The 16,276-nt window shown below is 71.4% G+C and carries 14 protein-coding genes and 1 pseudogene; 12 read left to right on the plus strand and 3 right to left on the minus strand.

Annotation, left to right across the window (positions count from 1 at the left end; translation table 11 throughout):
- Window positions 1–134: 134 nt before the first annotated feature.
- The 7 genes from FHS34_RS12380 (at window position 135) to FHS34_RS12410 (ending at window position 8,951) form a co-directional block, all read left to right on the plus strand.
- Window positions 135–908, plus strand: coding sequence for a polysaccharide deacetylase family protein (locus tag FHS34_RS12380; protein ID WP_184964161.1), 774 nt, complete (start codon window positions 135–137; stop codon window positions 906–908).
- A 171-nt stretch (window positions 909–1,079) separates the two neighbouring features.
- The gene (locus tag FHS34_RS12385) at window positions 1,080–2,378 is read left to right on the plus strand and encodes an extracellular solute-binding protein (protein WP_184964163.1); all 1,299 of its coding nucleotides are present in this window, start codon (window positions 1,080–1,082) and stop codon (window positions 2,376–2,378) included.
- Window positions 2,379–2,386: 8 nt separating this feature from the next.
- Entirely contained in the window at window positions 2,387–3,313 is a 927-nt protein-coding gene (locus FHS34_RS12390; protein WP_372478557.1) for a carbohydrate ABC transporter permease, read from the plus strand.
- Complete coding sequence (locus tag FHS34_RS12395; RefSeq protein WP_184964165.1) at window positions 3,310–4,155, plus strand: carbohydrate ABC transporter permease; 846 nt, start codon at window positions 3,310–3,312, stop codon at window positions 4,153–4,155. Before FHS34_RS12390 ends, FHS34_RS12395 begins: the two co-directional genes overlap by 4 nt.
- A 353-nt stretch (window positions 4,156–4,508) precedes the next feature.
- Window positions 4,509–5,729, plus strand: a complete 1,221-nt coding sequence (locus FHS34_RS12400) for an EfeM/EfeO family lipoprotein (protein ID WP_184964167.1) — start codon at window positions 4,509–4,511, stop codon at window positions 5,727–5,729.
- Window positions 5,726–7,027 carry an iron uptake transporter deferrochelatase/peroxidase subunit gene (gene efeB, locus FHS34_RS12405; RefSeq protein ID WP_184964169.1) on the plus strand — a complete coding sequence of 434 codons (1,302 nt, stop codon included), beginning with the start codon at window positions 5,726–5,728 and terminating at the stop codon, window positions 7,025–7,027. The genes FHS34_RS12400 and efeB overlap by 4 nt, the downstream gene beginning before the upstream one ends.
- 109 nt (window positions 7,028–7,136) lie before the next feature.
- On the plus strand, window positions 7,137–8,951 hold the full coding sequence (locus FHS34_RS12410) for a phospholipase C (protein WP_184964171.1): 1,815 nt from the start codon (window positions 7,137–7,139) through the stop codon (window positions 8,949–8,951).
- A gap of 471 nt (window positions 8,952–9,422) precedes the next feature.
- Here the strand turns inward: FHS34_RS12410 and FHS34_RS12415 are convergent.
- Window positions 9,423–9,740, minus strand: a pseudogene (locus FHS34_RS12415) (BlaI/MecI/CopY family transcriptional regulator); the annotation flags it as partial.
- A gap of 111 nt (window positions 9,741–9,851) precedes the next feature.
- Here FHS34_RS12415 and FHS34_RS12420 point away from each other — a divergent pair.
- From FHS34_RS12420 to FHS34_RS12440, 5 genes are read left to right on the plus strand one after another with little or no spacing between them, the layout of a single operon-like run.
- Complete coding sequence (locus FHS34_RS12420) at window positions 9,852–10,520, plus strand: DedA family protein (protein ID WP_184964173.1); 669 nt, start codon at window positions 9,852–9,854, stop codon at window positions 10,518–10,520.
- Window positions 10,517–11,125, plus strand: a complete 609-nt coding sequence (locus FHS34_RS12425) for a phosphatase PAP2 family protein (RefSeq protein WP_184964175.1) — start codon at window positions 10,517–10,519, stop codon at window positions 11,123–11,125. The genes FHS34_RS12420 and FHS34_RS12425 overlap by 4 nt, the downstream gene beginning before the upstream one ends.
- A complete protein-coding gene (locus tag FHS34_RS12430; protein WP_184964177.1) occupies window positions 11,122–11,853 on the plus strand; it encodes a phosphatase PAP2 family protein in 732 nt (243 codons plus the stop codon). Before FHS34_RS12425 ends, FHS34_RS12430 begins: the two co-directional genes overlap by 4 nt.
- Entirely contained in the window at window positions 11,807–12,469 is a 663-nt protein-coding gene (locus FHS34_RS12435; RefSeq protein ID WP_184964179.1) for a response regulator transcription factor, read from the plus strand. The genes FHS34_RS12430 and FHS34_RS12435 overlap by 47 nt, the downstream gene beginning before the upstream one ends.
- Window positions 12,466–13,842 carry a sensor histidine kinase gene (locus tag FHS34_RS12440; RefSeq protein ID WP_184964181.1) on the plus strand — a complete coding sequence of 459 codons (1,377 nt, stop codon included), beginning with the start codon at window positions 12,466–12,468 and terminating at the stop codon, window positions 13,840–13,842. The genes FHS34_RS12435 and FHS34_RS12440 overlap by 4 nt, the downstream gene beginning before the upstream one ends.
- On the opposite strand, the gene FHS34_RS12445 is transcribed toward FHS34_RS12440, so the two are convergent.
- Window positions 13,823–14,713 (minus strand): COG4705 family protein, encoded by an 891-nt coding sequence (locus FHS34_RS12445; protein WP_184964183.1) that lies wholly within the window; start codon window positions 14,711–14,713, stop codon window positions 13,823–13,825. The genes FHS34_RS12440 and FHS34_RS12445 overlap by 20 nt on opposite strands.
- Window positions 14,714–14,865: 152 nt before the next feature.
- Window positions 14,866–15,708 carry a COG4705 family protein gene (locus FHS34_RS12450; protein WP_184964347.1) on the minus strand — a complete coding sequence of 281 codons (843 nt, stop codon included), beginning with the start codon at window positions 15,706–15,708 and terminating at the stop codon, window positions 14,866–14,868.
- Between the last annotated feature and the right edge of the window lie 568 nt (window positions 15,709–16,276).

Genomic DNA, 16,276 nt, shown 5'->3' on the forward strand with positions numbered 1-16,276 from the left:
CCGGGTCCGGGGCGAGACTGTCGCGGAAGCGCCTCGGAATTGTCCGTGATCCGTAACAGACGGATCCCGTGATCGCATTTCACCGTCCTGCCAGGTGCACGGAATCCATCGGCATATCAGGGGGCGGGGCGGACATGGCGCGGCATGGCGGGCGGGGATGGTACGGCCGAGTGGTCGCAGCGGCGGTCGGGGTCACGGCGGTGGCCGCGGCCACCTCGGTGTGGACGGCGCAGGCCGGACAGAGCGGCGGCGGGTCAGCGGCACCGAGCACCTCCGCCCGGCCGGCCGCGCCCGAGGCGGCGCCCGTGTCCGAGACCATCGCGCACGCCTCCGCCGCGGGCGCGCACGCGGTCAACATCACCATCGACGACGGCCCGGACCCGGTCTGGACGCCGCAGGTGCTCCAAGTGCTGCGTGACAACGGCGTGAAGGCGACGTTCTGCATGGTCGGCACCCAGGCTGAGGCCCACCCCGATCTGGTCAAGCAGGTGGTGGCCGCCGGTCACCGGCTGTGCGACCACACGGTGTCGCACGACACCACCATGGACAAGAAGTCCCAGGCCTACCAGTCGCAGCAGATCGTCGACGCGGAGCGGCAGATAACCAAGGCGTCCGGCGGTGTGCGGCCGATGTACTACCGCGCCCCGGGCGGCGCCTTCACCCCGTACAGCCGGAAGCTCGCGGCCTCGCACGGCATGCGGCCGCTGGGCTGGAACGTCGACTCCAAGGACTTCGAGCGGCCGGGCAGCGCCGCGATCGTCGCGACCGTCGAGCGCGAGGTGGCGGGCGGTCCCACGATCCTGTTCCACGACGCGGGCGGTGACCGCTCGCAGACGGTGGAGGCGCTGCGCACCGTGCTGCCGTGGCTGAAGCAGCAGGGGTACGGCTTCGGCTTCCCCGTGCGCTGACGCACCGCCTGCGGCCTTTGTCCGCTTGGGCGTTGCACGGTGTGCGTCTGCCGGTCACAGAGTGGTTGAGACCTCTTGTGGGCGTGTTCTCGCAGCCTTTAGCCTCCGAGGCGTTGTGCACAGCGAAACCATTATTGCGCATGTTGCAACGCCTCATCGGAGGAAGACTCCATGAACCTGACCGTCCGTCGTGCCGGGCTCGCCGCGCTCGCGGCCGCCCTGGCCACCGCCTGCGCTCCCCAGACCGCCGCCAACTCCCCCTCCGGCAAAGACGAGAAGACCGGCACCCTGCGCGTCTGGCTCTTCCAGGAGGTCGACAACCAGCCGAAGCAGCGCATAGTCGACGCGGTCCGCACCGACTTCGAGAAGGCGCACCGGGGCACCGACGTCACCGTCGAGTACATCCCCGTGGAGACCCGCGCCCAGCGCATCAAGGCGGCCTTCAACGATCCGAAGTCCGCGCCCGATGTCATCGAGTACGGCAACACCGACACCGCCGGCTATGTGCGGGACGGCGGACTCGCCGACGTCACCAAGGACTTCCGCACGTGGAGCGAGGCCAAGGACACCGATCCCACCGCCCGGCAGTCGGTCACCGTGGACGGCAAGGTCTACGGGGCGCCGTACTTCGTCGGCATCCGGGCGCTGTACTACCGGACCGACGTCCTGCGCGAACTCGGCCTCCGGGTACCCGCGTCGCAGGCCGAGCTGGCCGCGACCGCGAGACGGATCCGCGCGGCCCGGCCCGACCTGTACGGTCTCGCCGTCGGCGGCTCCTACACCTACGGCGCGATGCCGTTCATCTGGGCCAACGGCGGGGACCTGGCGACCGGCGGGAACGGGTCGTACGCCTCCGCCATCGACAGCCCCGCCGCGCAGAAGGGCATCAAGGCGTACACCTCCCTCTTCGGTGACGACAACTGTCCCGCCGCCAAGTGCGCGGGTATGAACGGCAACGACACGGTCACCGCCTTCGCCTCCGGCAAGGCCGCCATGGCGATCGGCGGCAACTTCAGCCGCGCGGCCGTGGAGACCGGGAAGGCCAAGGGGAAGTACGCCGTCGTTCCGCTGCCCGGGCTGAAGCCCGGGTCGATCGCGCCGGCCTTCGCGGGCGGCAACAACATCGGTGTCCTGAAGAGCACCTCGCACCGCACGCTCGCCGTGGACCTGATGAAGCGGCTCGCCTCGAAGAAGACACAGGGCGAACTCTTCGACGCGATGGGCTTCCTGCCCACCTTCACGGACGTACGGCAACGGGCGGCCACCGAGGAGCCGTTCGCGAAGCCGTTCGTCGAGACCCTCGCCGCCGGCACCAGGTTCGTACCCGCCTCCCCCGCCTGGGCCCAGATCGACTCCTCGCTGGTGCTGCCGGTCATGTTCCAGGAGATCGCCGGCGGCAAGAAGGACGTCGCGGCCGCGGCCGAGGGCGCGGCGAAGAGGATGAACGACGCGTTCGGGTCCCTGGGGTGACACGGAAGGTGCCCCGGCAGGCCGCCCCGGCTCCCCCGCGGCCCCGGCTGGGGCCCCACGCGCGCGCGGGCTGGACCCCATGGCTCTATCTGGCGCCGGCCCTCGTCGTCCTCGGCGGACTGCTGGTCTACCCCGTCTACCAACTCGGGCTGATCTCCTTCCTGGAGTACACCCAGGCGCAGGTCAGCGGCGGCGAACCGACCAGCTTCCGGGGCCTGGCCAACTACACCGAGCTCTTCGCCGACGACCAGTTCTGGCAGGTGCTGCTGGCCACGGTCGGCTTCGCGGCGGCCTGTGTGGTCTGCACACTGGCGGTGGGCTGTGCGCTCGCCGTCCTGCTCACCCGGGTCCGGGCGGTCCCGCGGTTCGCCCTGATGCTGGCCGCGCTGGGAGCGTGGGCGACCCCGGCGGTCACGGGCTCGACGGTCTGGCTGTTCCTCTTCGACCCCGACTTCGGTCCGGTCGACCGCCTCCTCGGGCTCGGCGACTTCTCCTGGACGTACGGCCGTTACAGCGCGTTCTTCCTGGTCCTGCTCGAAGTGGTGTGGTGTTCCTTCCCGTTCGTGATGGTCACCGTCTACGCCGGCATCCGCGCCGTGCCGGGCGAGGTTCTGGAGGCCGCGGCCCTGGACGGCGCCTCGCAGTGGCGGATCTGGCGCTCGGTGCTCACGCCCATGCTGAGACCGATCCTGGTCATCGTCACGGTGCAGTCGGTGATCTGGGACTTCAAGGTGTTCACCCAGATCTACGTGATGACGGGCGGCGGCGGCATCGCCGGCCAGAACCTGGTCCTGAACGTCTACGCCTACCAGAAGGCCTTCGCGTCCTCGCAGTACAGCCTGGGCTCGGCGATCGGCGTCGTGACGCTGCTGATCCTGCTGGCCGTCACGCTCGGGTACCTGCGGCTGCTGCGCCGCCAAGGGGAGGAACTGTGACTGCACCACGCGGTTGGGTACGGCGACCCTGGCGGCTGGCCGCGGAGGCGACGGCGCTGCTCGTCGCCGCGGTCGTCGCCTTCCCCCTCTACTGGATGCTGCTCGGCGCCGTGAAGCCGGCCGGGGAGATCGAGTCCACCGAACCGAGGCCCTGGACGTCCTCCCCTTCCCTGGACTCCTTCCGGCGCGTGTTCGAACAGCAGGCGTTCGGGCGCTACTTCGTCAACAGCCTCGTCGTCGCGCTGAGTGTCGTGGCCGCCTCCGCGCTGATCGCCTTCCTGGCCGCGACGGCCGTGACGCGCTTCCGGTTCCGCTTCCGCACCACCGTGCTGATCATGTTCCTGGTGGCGCAGATGGTTCCGGTGGAGGCGCTGACCATCCCCATGTTCTTCCTCATGCGGGACTTCGGCCTGCTCAACACGCTGGGTTCGCTGATCCTGCCGCACATCGCCTTCTCGCTGCCGTTCGCGATCTGGATGCTGCGCGGGTTCGTCAAGGCGGTTCCGGAGTCCCTGGAGGAGGCCGCGTACCTCGACGGGGCGAGCCGCGCGCGGTTCCTGTGGCAGATCCTCCTCCCGCTCGTCCTGCCGGGCCTGGTGGCCACGAGCGTGTTCTCCTTCATCTCCGCCTGGAACGACTTCCTGTTCGCCAAGTCGTTCATCATCAGCGACACCTCGCAGTCGACCCTGCCGATGGCCCTGCTGGTCTTCTACAAGCCCGACGAGCCGGACTGGGGCGGGGTCATGGCCGCGTCCACGGTGATGACGGTCCCGGTGCTGCTGTTCTTCGTCCTCGTGCAGCGGCGCCTGGTCTCCGGGCTGGGCGGAGCAGTGAAGGACTGACCGTCATCCGGCGGCGTCCGGGACGAGGCCGATCACCGGTGCGCTGACGGCTCGCCAGGGCGGCGACGTGGGGGGCGAGGTGTGGATCGGATACCGGACGGCCGCTCCCCTCGCGCTCGCGCTGCCGCCGGCGTCCGCCACCCGGCACGGCCGTCCGCGGACACCCGGGCAGGGGGCTCCGCGGGCCGGAAACGGGCTTCCGCTTCCTGAGCGCCGGGTGAACTCCGGGGGAATTCCCGGTCCACGATTCCTCCGGACGGCTGTTCGGTTCCGGGCCGCGGCCTAGCATGGGGCCGTCGCGCGGTCGTTCCCACGGCCGCGGATCACCGCGTACGCCGTCCGGAAGGCTCGTCATGCCGTTGCCCCGCCTCGGCACCCGGTCCGTCCGCGCCCGGACGTCCCCCGTCGCCGTGGCCGTCCTCGCCGGTGTCCTCGTCCTCGCCCTCGGGGGCGCCCTGCTGGCCGTCCTCGCCGGGGGCGGGCGGCACGGCCGTGCCGCCGGCGACGGGCCGCGGCGCATCACCGTCGAGGTGTCGCCGAGCCGCTGCGGCCGTGGCTGGACCCGGCCGGAACCCGGGGTGCAGACCTTCGACCTGCACAACACCTCCAACGGGGCCGCCGAGGTCTATCTCGAGGACCCCGGCACCAAGGAGGTGTTCGGGGAGGTGGAGGGCATCGGCCCCGGGACGACCCGGCAGCTGACCGTCCGGCTGGGCACGGGCACGTACGCCTTCGCCTGCGTGCCCGACGACGCCGACGCCGTCACCGGTCCCCGCGTGCACGTCGCCGGCGGCCGACGCGGGCCCGGCGCGCGCCCGGTCACCGGGCACGACCTGATCCCGCCCGCCCTCGCCTACCAGCGGTGGGTCGCCGGCGGACTCGACGACGTCGTCCGGCTCACGACGCGGCTGCGCTCGGCGATCGACGACGGGGACCTCGCCGCCGCCCGGGCGGCGTGGCTGCCCGCGCATCTGCGGTACGAGCAGCTGGGAGCGGCGTACGACGCCTTCGGTGACGCGGACGCGCGGATCAACGGCACCGACGCGGGCCTGCCCGAGGGGGTGCGCGACAAGGACTTCGCGGGCTTCCACCGGATCGAGTACGGCCTCTGGCACGGCGAACCGGCCGCACGGCTGCGCGCCCCGGCGGCGGCGCTCGTCAAGGCGGCGGCCGGGCTGCGGGACGGCTGGGCGCAGACCCGGATGGACCCCGCCCAGCTGGGGCTGCGCGCGCACGAGATCCTGGAGAACACCGTGCAGTTCGAGCTGACCGGCCGCACCGACTACGGCAGCGGCAGCAACCTCGCCACCGCCCGGGCCAATCTGGACGGCACCCGCGCGGTGCTCTCCCGGCTGCGTCCGCTGCTCACCGCCCGGTACGCCGGCCTGACCGGCCTGGACAGGGACCTGGGCCGCGCCAGGCAGCTCCTCGACGGGTTCCGTCACGGCGCGCGCTGGACCCCGCTCGGGGACCTCACCCGCGCCCAGCGGGAGCGGACCGACGCGGCGCTCGGGCAACTGGTGGAGCGACTGGCGTCGGTGGCGACCCTGTGCGACCCGCGGAGGACCGCGTGACCACCGCCGAACCGCCCGGGGGACTGGGCAGACGCCGCTTCCTGCGCGGGGCCGCGCTGGCCGGCGCCGGGCTCACCACGAGCGCCGCCGCGCCCGACGCCACGGCTCCGGGGGCCGCCGCCGCGGCGACCGCCGTCGCTCCCTTCCACGGCATCCACCAGGCCTCCGTCATCGCGGCCCCGCGCCGCACCTGCGTCCTCGCCGCCCTCGACGTGACCGCCACAAGCCCCGCCGAACTCACCGACCTGCTGCGCACGCTCACCGACCGGGCCCGCGCGCTGACCTCCGGCGGCGCCCCGGAGCCGGTGGGTATCACCGGCCCGCCCGCCGACTCCGGTGTGCTCGGCGACCGGCCGCCCGGCGGGCAGCTGGCCGTGACCGTCGGCGTCGGCGCCTCGCTCTTCGACGACCGGTTCGGGCTCGCCGCGCTCAGGCCCCGGCGGCTGACCGCGATGCCGGCGTTTCCCGACGACGACCTGCGGGACGAGTGGTGCCACGGCGACCTCAGCCTCCAACTGCACGCCGACGACCCAGACACCACCCTGCACGCGCTGCGCGACATCGCCCGGCACACCCGGGGCGGGCTCCAGGTCCGCTGGCGGCTGGACGGGTTCACCAGCCCGCCCCGGCCCTCGGGCACACCCCGCAATCTGATGGGCTTCAAGGACGGCACCGCCAACCCGGACGCGGGCAACACCCGGGAGATGGACCGCCTGGTGTGGGTGGGCCGGGGAGCGGACGAGCCGGACTGGACGGCCGGCGGCAGCTACCAGGTGGTCCGGCTGATCCGGATGCTGGTGGAGTTCTGGGACCGGGTCGCGCTGAGCGAGCAGGAGCGCATGTTCGGCCGGGCCCGCTCCTCCGGCGCCCCGCTGGACGGCGACCACGAGCACGACACGCCGAAGTACGCCGACGACCCCAAGGGCGATGTGATCCCGCTGGACGCGCACATCCGGCGCGCCGACCCGCGCACCCCCGCCACGGCGGGACAGCGCCTGCTGCGCCGCGCCTACAACTACGACCGGGGGATGGACACCAACGGCAACCTCGACATGGGTCTGCTGTTCTGCTGCTACCAGCGGGACCTGGCCCGCCAGTTCGAGACCGTGCAGCGGCGGCTGGCGGGCGAGCCGCTGACGGACTACATCAGCCCGTTCGGCGGCGGCTACTTCTTCGCACTGCCCGGCGTCCGGGACGCCGCGGACTGGTACGGGCGGGGCCTGCTGGGCCGGCCTGTCCGGACAGCCCGGCGGCCGAACGGGTCAACACACCGTCAAGAATCGCGTCCGCATTCCTGACCGGGAGTTCACGCGTACGCCACCATGGCTCCGCTGCCGCGCCCCGAAGCGGGCGCAGCATCCGTGCTCGTACGACGCACCGACATTCCCGTACGGAGGTTCAGCCACCATGGTCGACAAGGGAAGAGGAGCAGCGGCAAGGAGCCTCGGAGCGCTCGCCGGGGCCGCCGCGCTCACGGTACTCGGCGGCACCGCGCCGGCCTGGGCGGCAGCGCCCTCCGCCCGGGCGACCGCGACGCCGATCCAGCACGTCGTCGTCCTCTTCGACGAGAACATCTCCTTCGACCACTACTTCGCCACCTATCCGAAGGCCGCCAACACCGACGGCACGAAGTTCACGGCGGCGAGGAACACCCCGAAGGACATCGACACCCTCGCCCACGCCGGGCTGCTGAACCGGAACCCGAACCTGTACACGCCCCGGCGGCTCTCCCCGGCCCAGGCGGTGACCTGCGACCAGAACCATTCCTACGGACCCGAGCAGTACGCGGCCAACGGCGGCAGGGCCGACCGGTACGTGCAGAACACCTCGGTCGACAGGTGCAGCGGCGGCCTGTTCGGCGAGCCGGGCCTGGTGATGGACTACTACGACGGGAACACCGTCACGGCGCTGTGGAACTACGCCCAGCACTACGCCCTGTCCGACCGGTCCTTCAGCTCCACCTACGGCCCCTCCACCCCTGGCGCGATCAACCTGGTCTCCGGCAACACACACGGCGTGATCTCCGTCGACCCGGCCACCGGCAAGCAGACGTCCAGGCCGGACCCGTACGCAGTCAAGTCACCCGACTCCCGGGGCGTCGGCACGATGATCAACGACCCCGACCCGGCCTTCGACGACTGCTCGAACAAGGACCACACCGGCAGCAACGCGCTGGCGGCCATGCGGGGCAGGAACATCGGTCATCTGCTGAACGCCCGGAACGTGACCTGGGGCTGGTTCCAGGGCGGCTTCCGCCCGTCGACCCCGTGGAACGGCACCGCCGGCTCCCACGCCAAGTGCCGCACGGCGCACGCCAACGTGGGCGGCGCGACCGTGGTCGACTACAGCCCGCACCACAACCCGTTCGCCTACTACAAGTCGACGGCCAACCCGCACCACCTGCCGCCGAAGAACGTCGCGGAGATCGGTCACGCCGGCCGGGCCAACCACAACTACGACCTGACCGACTTCTCCGCCGCGCTCAGGGCGGGGCGGCTCCCGGCCGTCAGCTTCGTCAAGGCCGCCCAGTACCAGGACGGCCACGCCGGCTCCTCCGACCCGCTGGACGAGCAGCACTTCCTGGTGAAGCAGATCAACGCGATCCAGAGCGCACCGCAGTGGAGATCCACGGCGATCGTGGTGGCGTACGACGACTCCGACGGCTGGTACGACCACGCCTACGTCGCCCCGAAGAACGGCTCCACGGACACCTCGCTCGGCTCCAACGGCAAGGCGACCGACAGCCCCGCCTGCCGGAGGGGGCCGAGGGCGGCCGGCGGCTACGCGGACCGCTGCGGCCCCGGCACCCGGCAGCCGCTGCTCGTCATCTCGCCGTACAGCAAGGTCAACAAGGTCGACCACACCCTGACGAACCAGGCGTCCGTCATCCGTTTCATCGAGGACAACTGGCACACCGGCCGCATCGGCGACCATTCCTTCGACGCCACGGCCGGCTCGCTCACGGGCATGTTCGACTTCGCGCACCCCAACAACCGGCAGGTGCTGCTGAACTCGGACGGCTCGGTGAGGTCCGTCGGCCCGGTCCGGGACGTCGCCGCCGTGCGCACGCGCATCACCCCGGGTCCGGGGATGCGGGTCATGGCCGCGGCGACCGACGGTTCCCGGTTCCCGGCCCTTCCGGTCGGCCTGGGTCTCGGCGGTCTGCTGGCCGCCGGTGCGACCGGCACCTACCTCACGCTGCGGCGCAGGCACGCCTCCTGAGCCGTCCCGGCATCCGGGCGGGGCGTCGGCGCGCGGGGAAAACCGCTGGCCGGCGCCTGCCCGCGACGTCTGTTGGCGCGCCCGTGTCGTTCCGCCCGGTTTTCGGGTAGTTGCCTTGTTCCGTACAGCCGGCGCTCTCGCCAGCAGCATGATGGGCACCATGCATGGATCTGGCCGGGGTGCGCATCGCGCCGGCGAGGGCGCGCGGGCCGCGCCGAGTTCTACCAGCTGGCCGGCTACCTCCTGCTCGACTACGGCAGATCGGTGGGGAGGTCGGCCCGTGGGTGTTGTGAGGTGGCCGCTCGCGCCGACGGCATGCCCCGCTCACCCGTACCGGACCGGTCGGTGCCAGAGCTGTTGCAGTAGACCGAGGAACGGTGGCACGGACTGTTCGCCCATGACGGCAGACGGCTGGAGCTCGCCGGCGGCCTGGAGGCGGGTGACGTACGGGTGCCGGGCGCAGCGGTCGAGGAGCTGGGCGACGAAGCGGGCCAGGACCGTCTCCCGGTCGCTGCCGCGGTCGAGTTCGCTGTGCATGCGCAGGGCGGTCAGGCCGTGCGGGTCCTGGATGGGGCGGTAGGCGTAGCCACGTCCCTGCCGCTCGCGTTCCAGCGTCCCCTTCTCGTACAGGCGGCTGAGGATGGTCGTCACGGTGGTCCGGGCCAGGCCGGAGGCGAGGCCGGTCTGTACCAGGGCAGGGGTCAGCGGCGTGCCGGCCGCCCACAGTGCCGCCATTACGGCGGCCTCCAGCTCGCCCGCCGGCCGGCGCTCGTCCTTTTCGGCGCTCAGGGAAACGATCCTCACTTTGCGATCGTCTACACTGCCGTAGACCGTCTACGGCATTGTAGACGGTCCGGGTGCCGTACGATCCGGCGGCCCGTACGGAAAGGACTCCTGCCGATGACCACACCCGTGGTTCTATCGTCGCAGCTCGCGGTGAACCCGCTGGACGCGCAGTCACTACTGGCGGCCTTCGGTGTGCTGGGCGTCGGCTTGGTGATGTTCGCCGAGACCGGCCTGCTGGTCGGTTTCTTCCTGCCGGGCGACTCGCTGCTGTTCACGGCGGGCCTGCTGTGCACGGGCACGGGCCGGCATGGCGTACATCTGTCGCTGGGGCCGCTGCTGGCCGCCGCCGCGTTCGGCGCGCTGGCCGGCGCGCAGTGCGGCTATCTCATCGGGCGCCGGGCGGGTGGCGCCCTGCTGGCCCGCAGCCGCTCGGCGCGCCTGCGCGAGGGAGCCGGGCGGGCTGAGGAACTGCTCGCGCGCTACGGGCATGCGAAGGCGATCGTGCTGGCGAGATTCGTGCCAGTGGTGCGGACCGTGCTCAATCCGATCGCGGGTGCGCTGGGCGTGCCGGCCCGGGTGTTCACCCTGTGGCAGGTGGCCGGCGGCCTGGTGTGGAGCGTCGGACTGACCCTGGCGGGATACGCGCTGGGCTCCTCGATCCCGAACGTGGACCGCTATCTGCTGCCGCTGGTCGCACTGATCGTGGTGCTGTCGCTGATCCCGCTCGCCCTGGAGCTGTACCGCAGCCGACGGCGTGCCAAGGCCGGGGAGGTCCGCGGATGATGCTCGCGTTCGGCGGAGCGTCGATCGACGGCTCCGCCTACCGGGACGTGGTGGGCCTCGCGGGGCGCTCGCCAGGCTGGCTGGACACCACGATCAAGGTGTGGTCGACGTACGGTCTGGCGGTGTTCGCCCTGTTCATGGCACTGGCCTGGTGGCGGGCGCGGCGCCTGGGAGCCGGACCCGCCGTGACGGCGCTGGCCGCGCCGGTGGTCGTGGTCCTCGCGTACGGCGTCAATGATGTCCTGAAGCTGCTCGTCCGCGAGGACCGGCCCTGCCGGAACCTGCCGGTACGCACCCTGGAGGCGTGTCCGGCGCACGGTGACTGGTCGTTCCCCAGCAACCATGCGGCGATCGCCGCGGCGGCCGCCGTGGCGCTGCTGTTCGTGTCGCGGTGGCTGGGCACGATCGCCTGCGCGGCGGCGGTCGCGATGGCGGCCTCCCGGGTCTGGATCGGTGTTCACTACCCGCACGACGTGGCGACCGGGATGGTTGTGGGCGCATGCGTCCCGCTCGTGGCCATGGCCGCAGTGCGCGGCCGGTCCGAGGTGCTGGCCGGACGCCTTGCGGCGGCCGCTCCCCTGCGCGTACTGCTGTCGGCCTCATGAACCGAAGGGACGCCGCCGATGTGGCGGGCAGCGTCAGCCTTGGCACGTGGGCGGCGTTCACCGTGCTGGCGCTGTTCGTCACCGGCCGGGCCGGCGCACCGCTGTGGCTGGACGACAGGTTCCTCATATGGTCGGTCGGCCACCGCCCGGAGGAGGCCGTGGCCCTGGCCCGGGGAGTGACCGCCACCGGCACCGGCGCCGTCCCGTACCTCCTCGTGGCGCTGGCGGGAGCGGTCGCGGGCCGCACGCCACGGACCCGGTTGCTCGCCTCCGCCCTCGGACTCGCCTGTCTCGCCGCGGGTCAGCTCCTGCGCTATGGCGTGATGGAGTCGATTCAGCGGCCGCGTCCACCGCGGAGCGACTGGACGACACACGCGAGCGGCTGGGCGTTCCCCTCCGGCCACACCACCACGGCCGCCCTTGCCGCCGGCCTGCTGGTCATCGCGCTCACCCTGCGCGCTCCCCGAGGGGGAACGACCCTGCGGATCGCGGTGTGCGGCTGGGGATTGCTGGTCGGGCTCACCCGGGTCTATCTGGGAGTGCACTGGTTCACGGATGTCGTCGGCGGCTGGCTGTTCGCCGCCGGCTGGCTCGGGGCATGCCTGTGGGCAGCCGCCCACTGGCTGCCCACCCCCCTGCTCAGCAACATGATCACCCCGACTCCGATACCGGCGGAGGACCATGCGCCCCAAGATCCTGGTGGTGGAGGACGATCACGCCCTGCGTGACACCCTGCGCCGCGGCCTGTACGAGGAGGACTTCGACCCGCTCCCGGCCGCCGACGGCGCCACCGCCCTGCGCTTGGCCACGGACGACGTCGCGGCGGCCGTCCTGGACGTCGGCCTGCCCGACGCCGACGGGCGGGACGTGTGCCAGGCGATGCGCGCCAACGGCTTCCTCGCCCCCGTGATCTTCCTGACCGCCCGGCACCAGCTCACCGACCGCCTGGCCGGCTTCTCCGCCGGCGGCGACGACTACCTGACCAAGCCGTTCCATCTCGCCGAACTCGCCGCCCGGCTGAGAGCCGTCCTCAAACGGACAGCCACCACGACGACGGCCTCCACCGGTGACCTGGTCCTGGACGCGGTGGACCACAGCGTGAACGTGCATGGCTCCCGCGTCACCCTGTCCCCCACCGAGTTCCGGCTGCTGGCCACGCTCCTTGCCGCCGACGGCACCCTCGTGCGCCGCCGCGAGCTGGTGCGGGCCGGGTGGCCGGAGGGCGCGCAAGTCAGCGACAACACCCTGGACCAGTACCTGAGCCGACTGCGCCGCAAGCTGCGGGAAGCCGGCAGCGACCTGTCGATCGACACGGCGCGTGGGATCGGGCACCGCCTGTCATGAACAGTGCCTCACGCGTCCTGCGGCGCCTCGCCCCGCGCACCCTGCGCGGCCGGCTCTCCCTGGTGGCCCTGACCACCGCGGCCCTGCTGATGACGATCCTGACCGTCGTGTTCAACGCCGTGATGGACCGGCACCTGCAGCACCAGGCGGACGACGAACTGCGCAGCCGGGCGGCAGCGGTGGCCACGACCGTCGACACCACCGGTTCCCGAGTGCGCGTCCTGGAAACCGTCAACGACCGTCTCCTCGACGCCAACGTGTGGATCTACGGCGGGACCCGTCTGCTGGAGAAGCCGCCGTCCGCCACGGCCGGCGAACCGGCGGCCCGGGCCGCCGACCGGCTGGCCACCCAGCCGAGGGACGCCTGCGCCACCGTTCAGGCGCACGGTCACCGACCCGTCCGGCTGTGCGCCCAGCGCGTCCCCGGCCGCCGCTCCACCGCCACCGTCGTCACCGCCCTGGACCTGACTCCGTACCACAGCTCGGCCGACACCCTGCTGGCGGGATCACTCGTCCTGGACGTCGTGATGCTCGGCTGCACCTATGTACTCACCCGTCTGTCCGTCGGCCGGGCACTGCGTCCGGTGCGGACGATGACCGAGCAGGCCACCCAATGGAGCGCGGTGGGCTCCGACGAGCGCTTCGGCACGGAGGACCACCCGGCCGAACTCGCCCGCCTGGGTTCCTCCCTGGACGCGCTCCTGGACCGCATACGCACTGTCCTGCGTCACGAACAGCAGCTGACGGGAGAGCTGTCCCACGAACTGCGCACGCCGCTCACCCGGATCGTCATGGAACTCGACTGGTGGCGGGCCCGCCCCCGCACGGACGCCGAGACCCACGCCGCCCAAGAGGTGATCGCCGAGGCCGCCCAGTCCATGCGCACCATCTGCGACACGCTCCTGCACGACGCCCGCGACAACGCGCTGAACCCGGCAACGGTCCCCGGAACGACCGACGTACTGCCCGTCCTGGACCGCCTGCTCCAGCACCTCGACCGGGTGAAGACCGCGGTGGAGACGGAAGCATCGGTGCTGGAAGCGGGTGTCACCCCCGTGCCCCTCGAACGCATCCTCAGCCCCCTGCTCGCCAACGCCGCCCGCTACGCCCACTCCCGCGTGACCGTGTCCGCTCGGCGTGTCCCCGGCGCCGTGCGGATCGACGTCGTGGACGACGGTCCCGGTGTGCCGGGGACGTTCAGGAACGAGCTGTTCCAGCCGGGCCGGCGCGCCGATCCCGGCGACGGGCACGACGGCGCGGGCCTGGGGCTGCCGCTCGCGCGACGCCTGGCCCGCGCCGTCGGCGGCGAGGTGACCTATGACCCCCGGCACACGCCGGGGGCCAGGTTCACGGTCACTCTGCCCGCCGGGTGACCTGTACCTGCCCCTCTTTCACCGACCGGCGTTCCTGCACGTGGGCGTACGCCATCAGCCCGAACAGGACGGCGAGGAGCACGGCGGACGAGCCCGCGGTGCCCAGATCCAGGCCGCCCTTGGCGACCGGCTTGGTCAGGAAGTCGCCCGCGGTGGCGCCAAGCGGGCGGGTGAGTACGAAGGCGATCCAGAACAGCAGCACGTTCGGCACCACGGGCACCTTCATCAGCGCCGCCAGCACGGCCAGCACCCCGGTCACGAGCAACGCGCCGCCCAGGTAGCCGAGACCGGAGCTGTCGGAGAGGAAGTCGCCCATCGAGGTGCCGAGGGTGTTCGAGACCAGGATCGCCGCCCAGAACAGTGCCTCGCCCCGGAAGGTGACGATGTCTCGGATCTGGAACGTCATCCCGCTCAGCTTCCAGGCCAGGAAGATCGCCAGGAGGATCGAGACCAGGATCGCCGCTCCCTCCGGGTAGCCGAGGCCGAGGCCCTGCGGTCCCCAGCCCAGCTTCGTCGCGCCGTTCGAGAGGTACTTGGCGCTGGCGTCCCGGTTCATGAAGTCGGACATGGTCGTGCCGGCCATGGAAGTCGACAGGATCACAGTCCAGTAGAAGAACGGGTTGTAACGGCTGGAGCGCAGCTGGACCACCAGCGTCACCACGAAGACCAGGAACAGTACGACCGTGGTCAGGAAGTAGCCCAGCTTCAGGGTCTGCGCGAAGAGGTCGCCCGCCGTCTCACCCAGGGTCGTCGCGGCGATCTTCATGATCCAGAACGCCAGCGTGACCTCGGGCAGCTTCTTCATCACCGACTTGGTCGTACTCGACGTGGCCGCCACGTCGAGGTCGGTGAGGACCTCCGGTTTCTCCAATTCAACTCTCCTGTCCGGTCGAACGCCAGGGCGCTCTTCCCGCATGACGGGTCGAGCACCCTGTTGGCTGTGCCGGCCGCCGACGGCGACCGAGACCTCCGACCGTGGCACACGGTGCCTGAACACATCCTGAACGCCTGTCGTGTGGCAGGTCAGGCCACATGTTGAGCAGAGGCAGACTCAGACTCGGTGACGTCCTTGCACGTCACGCTCAGGTAGAGGACCAGGCCGAGGATGACAGCGAGGAACAGCACGCTGGTGATCACAGTGCCCAGGCCCAGGCCCCCGTCGCCGGTGGGCTGGGAGAGGTAGTCACCGACGGAGGCGCCGAGGGGGCGGGTGAGGATGTAGGCGATCCAGAAGCTCCACACCGCGTCCAGGCCCAGCGCGAAGTGCGCGATGGCCACCGCGGCGATGGCCGCCGCGAACAGGGCGGCGGACAGCCAGTACCCCAGGTCCATGCGCTCGGAGACCAGGTCGCCGGCCGCGGTGCCCAGGGCGAAGGTGAACAGCACCGCGAGCCAGTAGAAGGACTCACGGCTGGTGGTGTCGATGCTGAGGATGGACAGCGTCCGCTCACGCCGATACCAGACGACGAACATGATCGCGAGGAGGATCGCGAACACCGTCGTACTCGTCTCCAGCGGCACACCCATGTCGTCGGTGAGGTTGTCACTGATCAGGGTGCCGACGACGCTGATGAGGGCCACGGCGAGCCAGTACACGCCGGCCCGGTACGCGGTCGTACGGAACTGCACCACCAGCACCACGGCCAGCAGCGCACTCATCAGCACCGACACACCGGTCAGGCCCAGGCCGGCCTTCTCGTTCAGCAGATCGGCAGCGGTCTCACCGACCGTCGTGCACAGCACCTTGATGATCCAGAAGTAGAGGGTGACCTCGGGCACCTTGTTCCAGCGGAGCCGGTGCCGCGCCGGCACGGGAGGTATACCCCCCTCAGGGACCGCGGACGTCTCAGACGTTTCGTATGTCATGGCCCACGAGAGTGACACCGGAAACCTGAACACATCCTGACTGCTCGCGCGGCACCGCGCGCACCCCACCTCCTGCACCAGCAGCATGGCCACCGTGAACAGCTGTGTACCTCCGCCGTACGCCCACCCCTTCCCACCGCTCCGGCCCCCGTGACGGAAGAAGGCCGCCTTGCCCATCCCGAGTACCGAGCAGGCGGCGATGCGGTGACCGGCGCCTGCGGCGAGCTGCCACCAGAAGCAGGCGCTTTCGGGATGGCCGGCGAGGTAGAGCATGCAGGCGAAGACCTGGGCGCCGTCGACGTCGAGGTCCTCCGCTGATGCTTCGTGCAGGGCGACGGTGTCCTCGTTTCCGATCTCCTGCGCTGAACGCTGGACGTGGTCAGCGGCCTGGGGCTGCTTGAGTACCCAGCGGGCGATGACCGCGAGCTGGTGGCCGGCACAGGGGCCGGGGGGCATCTCGCGGTCGGCGGCAGTGCTGGCGCGGGTGCGCCGGCGGGGGGCGGGGCGGGCGGAGGCGGTGTATCCGGCCTCGCGGGCCAGGCGGCGCAGGCCGGCACCGACGTCGAAA

Origin of the sequence: Streptomyces echinatus (assembly GCF_014203595.1) — a bacterium.
GTDB classification, from domain to species: Bacteria; Actinomycetota; Actinomycetes; order Streptomycetales; family Streptomycetaceae; genus Streptomyces; species Streptomyces echinatus.